Raw genomic sequence first — 13,381 nt, forward strand, 5'->3', positions numbered from 1 at the left:
CCCCTCGCGTCAAGGCTAAGCTTTGCAAGCGTTGTACATACAGACAACGCGTTCAGAGCTTACGTCGGTGTTTGTTTTGTTAAGGGGAGTCATTCGCAATCCTTTCTATCCTGTCATCAGAACATGGCGATCGCTTGAATGGAAAATAACCCGAAAACCGTCAATTAGAAGGAAGAGACCGACAAAAAATTTTAACCTGCACATATCTAATATCGCATAGAGTTTTCATAAGATGCCAAAACACAGTACGATGCCTTTCCGTCCATTCGTTTTTTCTATAACAGAAATAGACCGGAAGGTAGCACTCTTTAGAAGCGCTAATGTCGAGTTCCAAGATTGATGAGTTTTCTGCACAGATCTGGGAGCCAGAAAACGCGAGTATTCTTCCTCCTGAACTTAGAAAACGGCATTGCTCGAGGTTCGAATACTCCACGTCACGGAATTTCAAATCATGAAGTTGAGTTTCCGGACACTTTGAAAGGGCAGTCAAACAAGGTCCCAAGTTAATGGGAACGGCAACCCTGCCGTCAAAGAGGTCTTCGATTCGAATCGAGCGGGATAAAGAGGGATGGTCGGAGTAGGCAAGTACCTTAAGGCTCTTCTCTCCGAGATTTTTGTAATGCAAACTATCGTCGCGAGGTTCTTCAAACGAAACGGCGGCATCCGAAATGCCCATCATCAATGATTCAAAGCATGCCGCACTCGGCTGATGCCAGACGTCTAGGTGGATCTCAGGATGCTCCTCTACAAACCTATCGTAGCAATCGTCAGAAAACAGTTCGCCCCTACCGTGCAGACAAGGAACGTAAAGTCGAAAGTGGCCATCAGGAGAAACGCCTCGAAGATCTTGGCTGGCAAAATGCTTGAGCCCATCAATCTGGTTCAAAACGTCCTGAGCACGGAGAGCGAATTCTCTTCCCTCTGAAGTGGGGGCGGTCTCACGCCCTGCGCGATCAATCAGCTTAACGCCCAGTTCGGATTCAAGTTTTTTAATTGCGACCGAGACGGCTTGCGGCGTTACATGAAGCGCAGAAGCTGCTCGGCGAACACCGCCCAGCCTTACAACGGCATCGAGGTACTCCAATTGCGACAAATTCATCAAACAATCCTTAACTCGATTTCAAGGCGTTAGCGTAGATCGGCCGCGACCTGGCTACTCATGTGAATTCGAATTGTCACCGGTTCGCAACAAATAACGAGCCCGGAGACACCCACTTGAACAGGCATCTCCGGGTTAGCATTAGCAGAGAAAAGATGGTCTCAACCGGCGACGAAAACGTCGTGTGAGCCGTTTTCAGAGCAGGTTCTCGCCCAGGTTTTTGCCGCCGAGGACGTGCATGTGGAAGTGCATGACGGTCTGGCCGGCGTTGACGCCCTTGTTGGAGATGACGCGGAAACCGTCCTCCAGACCCTTGGCCTTGGCGACCTCCTGGATGGCGTGAGCCATGGCGCCCATGGTCTCGGCAGGCACGTTGTCGGCGATATCGCTGTAATGCTTCTTGGGGATCACGAGCGTGTGGACCGGCGCCTGGGGGTTGAGGTCGTCGAACGCGATGACCTGGTCGTCCTCATAGACAACGGTCGAGGGGATCTCGTGGTTGGCAATTTTGCAGAAGATGCAATCACACATGGTTGGTTCCTTTCTCACAGACCAAAGTAGTCTTTTTGGGACGGGGCTTTTTTGACTACTTTTTCGCAAACGCAAACGCTCGACGAGCCGTCGCGCAAGGGTAGTCAAAAAAGCCCCGTCCCAAAAAGACTACCCCAAAGCAGGCTGTAAGTTGGCTAGAACGAGAGGTTGTCGTCGGTGTTGGCGGCTTCGCCGTCGGCGAGCGCGTCGTTGCCGTCAACGTCCTTAAGGAGCACCGAGACCTTCTGCTCGGCATCGGCCAGGCGAGTGCGCAGGCTCTTGAGGAGCTCGACGCCGCGGGTATAGCTCTCGAGCGACTCCTCGAGCTCCATATCGCCCGACTCAAGGCTGCGGATAATGAGCTCTAGCTCTTGCGAGGCCTGCTTGTACGTAAGCTGCTCGACCGGGGTCTTCTCTGCCATATCTGTTTCCTTTCCTAAAGGTTTATCGCTATGAAACGCGGCTTACTCGACCGTATCGACCGTTGCCGCCACGTTGCCGTCTGCCATGCGCACGCGAATGGCGTCGCCCGGCTTAAAGGTCTTGGCACTCGTAGCCACCCCATCATCGCTGTACGCGATGGAGTAACCGCGGGCAAGCACCTTGAGCGGCGACAGAGCATCGAGCGACGCGGCAGCTCGGCCTAGGTCGGACGCTGGCTTGCTGAGCATCGTGCGCCCTTGATGCTCTAGGCGGGAACTCGCAAGCGTGAGTGCATGGCGCTTGCCATCGAGCCCTGAGGTGCTTGCGATCAAGCGCTCGGGCAGACGCTCGAAGTTGGAGCGGAAGGTCCCAGCCGAACGCGTTATGGCGCCAGACAGACGATCGGCCGTCAGGGCAAGCTCGGACTCGCGACGCTCAACCATAAACGTTGGATCGTTAAGACACGGGCGGCACGCGGCTGCATCGAGCGCGTCGCCCAGACGAGCCGTATAGGTGTCCCAGGCACGACGGCCGCGTTGGTCGAGCATTTCCAGATCGACCTGATCCGACCCGATCATCGAAGCCATCGCGGCGCCCAGACGCTGATGGCGCGCCTCGAGCACGTCGGCCAACTCCGTCATAGCCGGCGCCACCGATTCGGCCGCCGCCGTGGGTGTGGAGGCGCGACGGTCACTCACCATGTCGCAGATCGAGGTATCGGGCTCATGCCCAATACCAGTCACCACGGGCACGGGGCAAGCCGCCACCGCGCGGGCGAGCTCCTCATCGTTAAAGGTCATGAGGTCCTCGAAGGAACCGCCGCCACGCACGAGCAAAATGCAATCGGGCGCCGGCGTAATGGCAGCGGCGCGGCGCAAGCCTTCAATAAGCTCTGCCGGCGCACCCTCGCCCTGGACCTTTGCGCCCACGCAGACAAGCTCGACAAGCGGGTTGCGACGGCGCAGCGTACGCTTGACGTCATCGATTACGGCGCCCGAAAGCGAGGTGACGACCGCCACGCGCGAGCAAAACACCGGGATGCGACGCTTGCGCGTCTCGTCCATCAGGCCCTCGCGGCGTAGCCTTTCGGCCAGCTGCGCCACTTGTTGACGCAGCAGACCCTCCCCCGCCAGCGAAAACGAGCGGGCGACGAAGCTCATGCGACCCGTAGGTTTGTAGAGATTGAAGCTGCCCTTAAAGCTTACCTGCATGCCGTCGCGCAAGTCGAAAGTGCGCTTAAGGTAGGCGCCCTTCCAGATGATACAGTCGACGGCCGCCGAGTCGTCCTTGATCTGAAAGTAGCAGTGGCCGCTTCGGGCGTTGGGACCACGGAAACCCGTGACCTCGCCTAAAACGCTCAGCTGCGGAATGGCATCGAGCGCGCCGGCGGCGATCTCCACCGCCTGGCTCACGCTGAGCTCCTTGCGCTCCTGATCGTCCGAACCGTCGAACTCGGCGGAAACGGCATTGCCGGTTAGATTCCAGCCTGCCACGCAGCCTCCTTCCGTTATCGTGCACAAGGGCTTCGGCCCTGCGCAAATTCAAATCCAACACATAGTACAGCGCCGCGGGGACACAAATCCCCACGGCGCCCAGCGACCCAATTTGTTATCGGTTGGAGTTTCTGTTGTAGCGAGCCATAAGGTAGAGCAGCTGAATAATCGAGGTGAGCGCCGCCGCCACGTAGGTGAGCGCGGCTGCCGTCAGCACCTTCTTGGCACCGTTGACCTGCTTGGAACTCATGCCCGACTGCTCGATATACGTCACGGCACGGCGACTGGCATCGATCTCGACCGGCAGCGTAACCAGCTGGAACAGCACGCTAAACGAGAAGAAGACCAGCGCGAGGGTCGTGAGCCCCGCGATGTTCATGAACAGGCCCATGAGCAGCACGATCGTCCAGGTGTTCTGGGTAAAGTTGACGACGGGGACCAAAGCGGTGCGTACCTTCATCATGGCATAACCACTTTGACGCTGGGCGGCATGGCCCGCCTCGTGGCAGGCGACGGCAACGCTTGCGACCGACCCGCCCGAACGGTTGGCATCCGAGAGATACAGGTTGTTATCCTGCGGGTTGTAATGATCGGTAAGCTCGCCGGCAACGCCCTTTATGCCCACGGCGCTACAACCGTTGGCATCGAGCATGCGACGAGCGACCGTGGCGCCCGTATCGCCATCCGAGCGCACCTTAGACCACGTCTTGTACGTCGAGTTGATATAGCTCTGCGCGGCAAGGCCAAGCACTGTGCAGACAAGAACAACCAGCAGGTACAGCGGGTCGATGCCAAAGCCGTATCCATAGTAATAAGGCATGCGAATTCCTCCGAATCGAGTTACACGTTGGAGGCATTCTACCCACTCAAGCGGCTAGGCTTCCCTACAGGAGCTCGATTTTGCCGTCCTTCACGGTGAGTCCCATGTTGCCCGAGAGTAGATCGTCCAGGCGCGAGCCCACGAGCTCAAAACGCCAACCTTCGCGCAGGGGGCTCTGCTCGGGATGCTCGATGTAGTCGGCAAGGTCATCGCGCGAGGCAATGACCGAGGTCGCCACGCCCGAGCGCTCGGAGACCAAGCGAATAAGCGCATACATAAGGTCGGTCACGCTCTCCAACTCCGGCGAAATCTGGCGATGCCCGCGCACCATGAGCGGCAGGCGATCGTGCGGGCAGCTCGCGCCGCGCTTGATGGCCATGAGCGCGCCGTCCACATCGCGCTCCCCCAGCTGGTCGGTGCCGCGGATGCTGCGGAACTCCTCAACGCGCACGGGATTGCGTTTAACCAGGGCCAGCAACGTGTCGTCGGACATGACCCATTTGCGCGGGATGTTGCGGCGCTCGGCGCGATCCTCGCGCCAAGCGGCAAGCTCGCGCGCAATGCCCAGCTGATGGCGGCTGCAGGAGTTGATGCGCTTGACCTTGCGGAATGCCTCGTGACGATCGGCGCGATAATGCGACTCGTCGGCCAGCGGACGCAACTCGTCGAGCACCCAGTCCACCCGGCCCAGCTCGCGCAGGCGACTCATCATCTCGGTAAAGGCGACGATCAGATACTTGACGTCATCGATCGCGTACTCGATCTGTTTGTCGGTCAGCGGGCGGCGCGACCAATCGGTCAGTGACTCGGTCTTGGGCAATGAGACACCGCAAAACGTCTGCACGAGCGCGCCGTAGGAAATCTGCTGGCGCTCGCCCAAAAAGGCGGCGGCCACCTGCGTGTCAAAAATGGGACGCGGCAGCACGCCCACGGTATGGAGCATAACCTCCATATCCTGCGAGCAGGCGTGAAACACCTTGGTCACGCTCTCGTCGGCCATAAGCTCTGCCAGCGGCGATAGATCGTCGATCACCAGAGGATCGACCGCGACGCTCTCGGCAGGGGTGGCAATCTGGACCAGGCACAGGCGCGGATGAAACGTGCGCTCGCGCAAAAACTCGGTGTCGACGGCGATCGCGTCGAACTTGCGGGCGCGCTGGCAAAAGTCGAGCAGAGCCTGATGTGTGGAAATGTACATATCAACCCATCGAATAAGGTTAGGCCCGAAAAACACGGGTAGGATATCGGCATTGCCCTACAACTATACTCGGTTAGTCACAGAACGGGAACGTAAGTATGCGCTGCCTTATCATCCACAACCCGGCATCGGGCCCCAGCTCAGATGAAATCTACGCATTCACGCACGCCCTTGCACAGGGCGGCGACGAGGTCGTGATGCGCTTTATCGGCGATGGCATGGAGCCCGAGGACGCCGTGGCAGACGTTCGCGAGTTCGACCGCGTGGTCGTCTCGGGCGGCGACGGCACCGTCTCCAACGTGCTCGACCAGATGCGCGGCTGCGGCGTTCCCACGCTCGTTTTCCCCTCCGGCACGGCCTGCCTATTCTTTAACAACATCGGCAATGCCCCCGAGGCAGCGGCGCTCGCCAAGGCATGCCGCGCCGGCCGCACGGTCAAAGTCGACATGGGCGAGCTCTTTTGGCTCGACGAGAACGGCAACGAAAAGCGCCATGGCTTTATCATCATCGCCGGCTCGGGCTTTGACGCTGAGATTATGATGAAGGCCGCCCCCACTAAAAACGACATCGGCGAGATCGCCTACTTCCTGTCGGCGCTCGCCACACCCAACCCCACGGTGGCGCACTTTACCATTGAGCATGACGGCATTGTCGAGGAGCTCGACGGCATCTGCTGCATGGCAGGCAACACGTCTGTCATCCAAAACGACATCAACCTGTTCCCCAACTGCCGCATGAACGACGGCATGGTCGACATCGCGGTCATCGAGCCCGTACGCACGGTACAGCTGCTTCCCACGGTAATCACCGCCGCGCTCGACCCCGCCGGCAAGGTGCTTGGCCGTCCGCAGTTCAAGATCATCCAGACCAAAGAAGCCAAGATCACCTGCACGCCGTCGCTGGGCATGCAGTTCGATGGCGAGATCATCTCCAGCAACTCGGGCGTCTTTGGTGCCCGCGCGCTGCCTCAATGCCTTGATATCATCGTCGACGAATTCTCCCCGCTCGGAAAATAGGAGGACCCCATGAACGACAATCCCCTGCTCGGCTTTATCGTCATTGTTCTGGCCATGCTCGTCGGCTATGCGATTAACGTGATCCACCGTCGGAAGAAGTAATTCCACATTGGTATGATATTCATCCAATTATCGTCTCCCCCGTTGTTTATGCAAATTCTAAACAGCGGGGGAGTTTTCTTTTGAGTATTGTCTGGCGCTTTATTCCACTGCAGTAAATGCAGGGTGCCTTTATTTAACTAAAGCTACAAAATGAGTATTCTTATCCGCTCATCGCATATTTTATGACGCTCATCGAGTATTTCACCGAATATAGTGAATACTTTTTAGACTTCCGATAGGCTAATAGATGTATTTATTAGCTGAAATCCTGCACGGTTCCGCGGGGTTTCAACGGTTGGGAGGGATCATGAGGTTTACTCATCCCGTCAACACGCTCAAGAAGCTTGGCTGCGGCCTTGCATTCGGAGCTGCGGCCATTATGGCCATGCCGACCTCGGCACTCGCTTGCACCCAGATCTACATGGGCAGCAAACTCACGGCGGACGGCAACACGTACTACGGCCGCGCAGAGGACTTTAGCACACGCTATATCAAGCACTTTGGCATTGAGCCTGCGCACAAGGACGGTAGCAAGTACACCTCGCTCGAATCCGGCTTTGAGTACAAGTCCACGGGCCCCACGTATCGCTACACCTTCGTTCGCGACAACCCCTCTCAGTGGGAAGATCGCTATGACGCTTATTCCGAGGCTGGCATCAACGAGAAGGGCGTCTCCTGCTCTGCCACGCTGAGCACCTCCTACAACGAGAAGGCCGAGGAGGCCGACCCCCTCACCGAGGAGACCGGCATCGGTGAATACAACTACGCCAGCGTCATCCTGGGCGAGAGCGCCACGGCCCGCGAGGGCGTCGAGCTCCTCGGAAGTCTGGTCGACGAGCAGGGCATCTGCACCAACGACCAGATCATCATCGCCGACAACAACGAGACCTGGCTGTTCGCCGGACTTTCTGGCCATCAGTGGATTGCCATGAAGCTCACCGACGACATCGCCTCGGTCAACCCCAACATCGGCAACCTTAACTACAAGGTTAACCTCGACGACACCGAGAACTGCCTCCACTCCAAGGACATTCAGACCATGCCCGAAGAAAAGGGCTTTGCCAAGTACTTCGATGACGGCCAGTTCGACGTTGCCCAGACCTACGGTGAGGAAATTAGCGAGCAGGCCATGCATTCTTGGTCGCGCTATATCCAGGGCCGCGATTACTTCATGGCTCCGCTTGCCGAGGGCACCGACTACGAGATCGTTAAGGACGAGCGCGAAGATGCTCGCGCCACGACCGGCGCCCTGGTCCACGAGATGCAGCCGCTGTTCTTCCAGCCCGGCAAGTCCGACTGGAACACCTTTGAGATGATCCGCAGCTTTGCTACTCGTGGCGAGAATGTCGCCGGCCTCAACGCCAACACCGACGGCGCCTATGCCATTGGTTCCAACCGCAACACCGAGATCCACACCTTCCAGATCCGTCAGGGCATGGACCCCGAGATCGCGACCATTCAGTGGGAGATGCTCTCCAACGCCGAATTCTCCGTCGCCATCCCCTTCTACTCCGCACTGCTCACCGAGATCAGCCCCTACTTCAGCGATCAGGATGTCTCCTTTGATCACTGCGAAGAGGAAGACGTCGTGAACAACGAGGAGCCCAAGAACTCCATCAACTACGTCCTCATGGACATCAACACACTCGCCTATGAGAACCGCGACCACTGCGCCACCGGCGTCCGCGCCTATCTCGACGCCCTGCAGAAGGAACTCATCGAGCAGAACCTGACCGTCGACGATGCCATGCAGGCCACCGAGGACACCGAGGCCCGCACCGCCCTGGCCAACAAGGCCGGCAAGGCTGCCACCAAGAACACCTACCTCAAGTGCAAGGCTATGCTCGAGGAGATGCGTGACTACCTCAAGGAGGAGGATTTCTCCGAGGAGTTCGTCCCGAGTGACTACGATGCCGACAACGACTGCCTGGTCGAGTCCATCACCTACGCCGACGAGGCCCTCTCCGATGAGGATGTAGCCGAGCCCGAGGTCAAAGAGGAAGAGGCCACCGAGGAGAAGTCCGAGGGCAACAACATGGCTGCCATGGCAGTTGGCGCCGTCGTCATCATCGGTGTCTGCGCCTACGTGATCTATCGTCGCAAGAAGGCCTAAGGCCCTCATGTCCTAGCTGAGCGGGCAAGGCAGCGATGGCAGCCTCGTTCGCTCAGCCCGCTCTTTTGACCGGCGGGAAACCCGCCTGAAATCTTTTTAAAAAAGATTTCCCCGCACACACTTCGCTGTGCTATAGTGCAGCGCAACAGCAACTAGGTGCGACCGCGCCACGACATCACGAAAGGAGCCACCAACATGAAGAACACGATGAACTCTCTCAACAACTGGTGGTGGCGTGATGCGAATTCGATCGGTCGACAGTGAGTCCCTCACGCCTGTTTTTGCGCTCTAGGTGATTGGAAGGCCTCCGGTTTCGACCGGGGGCCTTTTTCTATCTCGAGCCCGATCGCATTCGCATCACGCGCCTCCGCTTTTCTCTTGCACTCCCATTCCGAAAGGATTTTCACCATGTCTCAGAACACCACCGCCGCCCAGCCCCGCACCGCCCAGACCGCCGACCGCGGCAAGCTCGATGTCCGCGCCCTCGTCCTGCTCGCCATCCTGCTCGCCGCCGGCTTCATCCTCAACTTCACCGTCGGCAAGGCAATCTCGGGCATCTCGGGCGGCATGATCAGCCCCGAGTTCATCATCTCGGCCTTCTGCCTCACCATCCTGGTCGTTCGCCCCAACATCGGCCAGGCGCTCGTCATTGGCCTCATCTCGGCTGCCGTGATCCAGATCACCACCACCTCGCCGTTCGTCGATTTTGCCGCCGAGGGCATCGCCGCCATGCTCATGGCCGTCATCGTCAACGCTGCCGCCAAGGACGGACAGGTCAAGTCTGCCGTCGCCATCGTCGCAACGTTCGTGACCACCTTTGTCTCGGGCGTCATCTTCATGGTCATCAAGATGGCCATGCTCGGCGTGGTGGGCGAGCTCGCCGCCGCTATGCTGCCCGTCGTCGCCATGACCGCCGTCTTTAACGCCATTCTGGTCGGTGCCCTCTACTTGCCCATCCAGAAGGCCCTTAGGCTCCATTAACCCGCTCGGCTTTACGAGCCACCCCATCTTGGCGTTCATTTGTCGCTCGCGTACCCAAGTACGCTTCGCACCTCTTTCGCGCCAACCTGGGGCCCCTCGTAAAGCCGTCTCCGCACTCCACCAACAAAGACTGTCCCAAACAACTAGCTCTTGGGGACGTTCTTAAACGACTAGTCATGTAAGAACGTCCCCAATGACTATGAAAGGTATCCATGGAAACGATCATCAACGTCGACGATGTCTCGTTCTCCTATGGCACGCAGACCGAGCAGGCGCTTAGCCACATCTCGCTCAGCGTGAACAAGGGAGATTTCATCGGCATCATCGGGCCCTCGGGCGCCGGCAAGTCCACGCTTTCCGCCTGCCTGTCGGGCGCCGTGCCCCACCACTACACCGGCACGTTCTTTGGGTCCGTCATGGTTGACGGACACGACACCTGCGAAGTCTCGCTCACCGACGTGTCGCAAATCGTCGGCAGTGTGCTGCAAGATATCGACACGCAGATGGTCGCTTCGGTCGTCGAGGACGAGATGCTCTTTGGCCTCGAGAACTTTGGCGTTCCCCACGACCAGATCGAGCAGCGCGTGAGCGAAACGCTCGAGACCGTCGGCATCAGCGACCTGCGCGACCGCGAGATCGCCACCCTCTCGGGCGGACAGAAGCAAAAGGTAGCCATCGCCGCCATCCTCGCCATGCGTCCGCGCGTCTTGGTTCTCGACGAGCCCACCGCGGCACTCGACCCCGCCAGCTCCACGTTGGTCTTCGAGACGCTGCGTGAGGCAAACCGCACACTTGGAATCACCATCGTCGTCGTTGAGCAAAAGGTCGCCCTGCTCTCAGAGTACTGCAACCGCGTGCTCGTGCTCAACCATGGCGAAATCGCGCTGCAGGGCGAGCCACACGAGGTCTTCGCGCATGCCGACGAGCTTCGTGCCATCGGCGTCGACTGCCCTCGTGTCACGCGTATCTTCAATAGCCTCGAAACCGATGGTCTAGTAAGCGGTACCCCTTGCTTGGATGTCGATGAGGCCGAGTGCCTGATTTCGGGCATCGTCGACCCCGCACGCGCGGCTATCGAAGCCCAGGCGCCCGCCGGTTCCCCGCATGCACCGTCGTTGCGCCCTCATGCCAAGGACGCCGAACCCGTACTCACCTTCGACCATGTTGAGTTTGCCTATCCCAATGGCGGAGCCGCCGTACACGACCTTAGCCTGACGCTCTATCCTGGCGAGCTCGTGGGCATCGTCGGCCAAAACGGTGCCGGCAAGACCACGCTCACCAAGCTGCTCACGGGTCTGCTCAAGCCCGCCTCGGGCAGCGTGCGCGTCACGGGACTGGATACCGCAACCGTCCCCACGAGCCGCATTGCCCGCGAGGTCGCAACCCTCTTCCAAAACCCTGACCGTCAAATCTGTAAGGACACCGTGCTCGACGAGGTCGCCTTTGGCTTGGAGCTTGGCGGCATGGACCGCGCCGAGGCTCTGCGTCGTGCCCAACTCGTCATCGACCGCTTTGGCTTGCCGGCCGACGAGGCGCCTTTCTCGCTTTCGCGCGGCCAGCGCCAGATGGTGGCACTCGCCTCCGTCGTGGTCGTAGAGCCCAAAATCGTGGTGCTCGACGAGCCCACGAGCGGCCTTGATTACCGCGAGTGCATGACCGTCATGGAAACGGTGCGCACCATGGCCGAGCGCGGTTGCGCCGTTATCATGGTCTGCCACGATATGGAAGTCGTTTCGGATTTTGCCGAGCGCATCGTGGTGATGGCAAACGGCCGCATCCTCGACCGCGGCCGCACGCACGAGCTATTCTCGAACATCGATCTCATGCGGCGTGTCTACGTGGAGCCTCCCCAGGTTATTGAACTCTCGCGCCGTCTGGCATCTTCCGTCTCGCCCGCTTTTGCGCAGGTGAGCGAGGTCACCGATGTCGTTCGAATTACCAAGGAGATGGTCCACCGTGGTTAACGTCATCGACTACATGCCGGGCGATACGCTGCTGCATCGCCTGAACCCCGTTGTCAAGCTGGGCCTCGCCGCCGCCATCATCGTCGGCATCTTCTTATCCGACACCTATGTGGCGCTGCTGGGCTTTTTGGCACTCACCCTTGCTCTGGGTGCCTATGCCGGCGTCGTCAACCGTCTGTTCTCGCTACTCAAGTTGCTGATTCCGCTCGCGCTTATCATGCTGGTGCTCCAGCTGGCCTTTATGCGCGATGGCAACGTGGTGTGGGGCTTTATCACCGACACGGGCCTCATCACAGGATCGAAGGCCTGTCTGCGCCTGCTGGGCGTGGCGTTACCACTCATCCTCATGCTCATGGTGACCAAGCTCAACGACCTTGCCAACGCCTGCGTCGAGGTGCTGCACGTGCCGTATCGCTATGCCTTCACCTTTACCACGGCGCTGCGCTTTGTGCCGGTGTTTGGTCAGGAGATGAACGCCATCATGGAGGCGCAGACCGCACGCGGCGTCGAGTACGACACCAAGAACCCCATCAAGAAGCTTAAGCTCATGCTGCCACTGTGCGTGCCACTGCTCATCTCGAGCGTGGGCAAAACCGATGCCACGGCCTTGGCGGCAGAACAGCGCGGCTTCTATCTGCGTACGCGCGCCAGCTCGTACAAGCGCTACCCCATCAAGGGCCTGGACATCGCCGTGCTCATCGCCAGCATCGCCCTCATCGCCATCGGCTTCCTGTTCTAGTTCACCACTGACAGCAACCGCCCAACGCAAAAGGCCTCGGCTCGCACCAAACGAGCCGAGGCCTTTACTGTTTCAACAGATAAAACCTACCAAAATAAACCTGTCCCTTTTTGGCAGGTCGGAAGCTACAGGCGATAGAGTGCGCCGCTGCGGATGATGGATTCGCGCACCAGGACATCCATGGCGTCGAGGGTAATCTCGGGCATCTCTCGGTACTTCTGCAGCACCGATAGCTCGGTGCAGGCCAGAATGACGCGGTCGCAGCCGCTACGGGCGAACTCCCACATCACGCGATCGAACTTATCCATATCGGGCTCACGTCCGGCCTTCACATCATCGTAGATAAGCGACATCACATCGTTCTGACGTTTCTCGCTGGGATAGACAACCTCGACACCTGCCGCCTCGCACTCGCGCCCGTAGACGCCGGCACCCACGGTGCCGTCGGTTCCCATAATGCCAATCTTGCGAACCGGCTCGGCCGGCATGCTCAGATTGGGATCGAACTCGCACTCCCCCATCACCGCACCCGCAAGGGCATAGCGAACCGACTCGCGCGGCATGTGAATGATCGGCACCCTGGTAAACGACTGGATCTGGTCGTAGAAGTAGTGTGACGTGTTGCAGGGAATGGCAATGTGCGCACAGCCCAGCGACTCGAGTGCCTGGGCACACTCTTTCATGGTCGCCAGCAGCTTGGCATGCTCGCCGGTCTTAATGGCCAGCGTGCGGTCGGGCATGGTCGACTTGGAGAGCACCACCATGTCGATATGTTCTTGATCGCAGGCAGCAGCCGTATGACGCACCACCTGGTCGTAGTAATACGACGTGGCCTCGGCGCCCATGCCGCCGATAACTCCCAGCTTTTCCATCGCCGCCTCCTTGGTGACGCTTGCGCAATT

At 59.0% G+C, this 13,381-nt stretch carries 12 protein-coding genes; 5 read left to right on the forward strand and 7 right to left on the reverse strand.

Annotated features, from left to right (window positions below):
* Positions 1 to 160: 160 nt before the first annotated feature.
* The 6 genes from DWX25_RS05580 to rnd all read right to left on the reverse strand — a co-directional run bounded on the left by DWX25_RS05580 (position 161) and on the right by rnd (position 5,564).
* On the reverse strand, positions 161 to 1,099 hold the full coding sequence (locus DWX25_RS05580; protein ID WP_117799052.1) for a LysR family transcriptional regulator: 939 nt from the start codon (positions 1,097 to 1,099) through the stop codon (positions 161 to 163).
* Positions 1,100 to 1,294: 195 nt separating this feature from the next.
* Positions 1,295 to 1,630 carry a histidine triad nucleotide-binding protein gene (locus tag DWX25_RS05585; RefSeq protein ID WP_117799051.1) on the reverse strand — a complete coding sequence of 112 codons (336 nt, stop codon included), beginning with the start codon at positions 1,628 to 1,630 and terminating at the stop codon, positions 1,295 to 1,297.
* Between the two features lie 155 nt (positions 1,631 to 1,785).
* Positions 1,786 to 2,052 (reverse strand): exodeoxyribonuclease VII small subunit, encoded by a 267-nt coding sequence (xseB, locus tag DWX25_RS05590; RefSeq protein ID WP_117799050.1) that lies wholly within the window; start codon positions 2,050 to 2,052, stop codon positions 1,786 to 1,788.
* A 42-nt stretch (positions 2,053 to 2,094) separates the two neighbouring features.
* Positions 2,095 to 3,546: an exodeoxyribonuclease VII large subunit gene (gene xseA / locus DWX25_RS05595; RefSeq protein ID WP_369832061.1), complete on the reverse strand. Its 1,452-nt coding sequence runs from the start codon at positions 3,544 to 3,546 to the stop codon at positions 2,095 to 2,097.
* 115 nt (positions 3,547 to 3,661) lie between these two features.
* Entirely contained in the window at positions 3,662 to 4,366 is a 705-nt protein-coding gene (locus DWX25_RS05600) for a zinc metallopeptidase (protein WP_117763748.1), read from the reverse strand.
* Between the two features lie 64 nt (positions 4,367 to 4,430).
* Positions 4,431 to 5,564 carry a ribonuclease D gene (gene rnd / locus DWX25_RS05605; protein WP_117799049.1) on the reverse strand — a complete coding sequence of 378 codons (1,134 nt, stop codon included), beginning with the start codon at positions 5,562 to 5,564 and terminating at the stop codon, positions 4,431 to 4,433.
* A 98-nt stretch (positions 5,565 to 5,662) separates the two neighbouring features.
* Here rnd and DWX25_RS05610 point away from each other — a divergent pair, with 98 nt between their 5' ends.
* The 5 genes from DWX25_RS05610 (at position 5,663) to DWX25_RS05630 (ending at position 12,479) form a co-directional block, all read left to right on the forward strand.
* Complete coding sequence (locus tag DWX25_RS05610) at positions 5,663 to 6,580, forward strand: diacylglycerol kinase family protein (protein ID WP_117799048.1); 918 nt, start codon at positions 5,663 to 5,665, stop codon at positions 6,578 to 6,580.
* A gap of 409 nt (positions 6,581 to 6,989) precedes the next feature.
* Complete coding sequence (locus tag DWX25_RS05615) at positions 6,990 to 8,795, forward strand: C69 family dipeptidase (RefSeq protein WP_158557582.1); 1,806 nt, start codon at positions 6,990 to 6,992, stop codon at positions 8,793 to 8,795.
* A gap of 408 nt (positions 8,796 to 9,203) precedes the next feature.
* On the forward strand, positions 9,204 to 9,776 hold the full coding sequence (locus DWX25_RS05620; RefSeq protein ID WP_117794508.1) for a hypothetical protein: 573 nt from the start codon (positions 9,204 to 9,206) through the stop codon (positions 9,774 to 9,776).
* 212 nt (positions 9,777 to 9,988) lie between these two features.
* Entirely contained in the window at positions 9,989 to 11,740 is a 1,752-nt protein-coding gene (locus DWX25_RS05625) for an ABC transporter ATP-binding protein (RefSeq protein ID WP_117799046.1), read from the forward strand.
* Entirely contained in the window at positions 11,733 to 12,479 is a 747-nt protein-coding gene (locus DWX25_RS05630; RefSeq protein ID WP_117743485.1) for an energy-coupling factor transporter transmembrane protein EcfT, read from the forward strand. The genes DWX25_RS05625 and DWX25_RS05630 overlap by 8 nt, the downstream gene beginning before the upstream one ends.
* Positions 12,480 to 12,604: 125 nt before the next feature.
* Here DWX25_RS05630 and DWX25_RS05635 read toward each other — a convergent pair whose 3' ends face one another.
* Positions 12,605 to 13,351 (reverse strand): aspartate/glutamate racemase family protein, encoded by a 747-nt coding sequence (locus DWX25_RS05635; protein WP_233502225.1) that lies wholly within the window; start codon positions 13,349 to 13,351, stop codon positions 12,605 to 12,607.
* Between the last annotated feature and the right edge of the window lie 30 nt (positions 13,352 to 13,381).

It is taken from the genome of Collinsella sp. AF18-8LB, from assembly GCF_003459795.1.
Classification (GTDB): domain Bacteria; phylum Actinomycetota; class Coriobacteriia; order Coriobacteriales; family Coriobacteriaceae; genus Collinsella.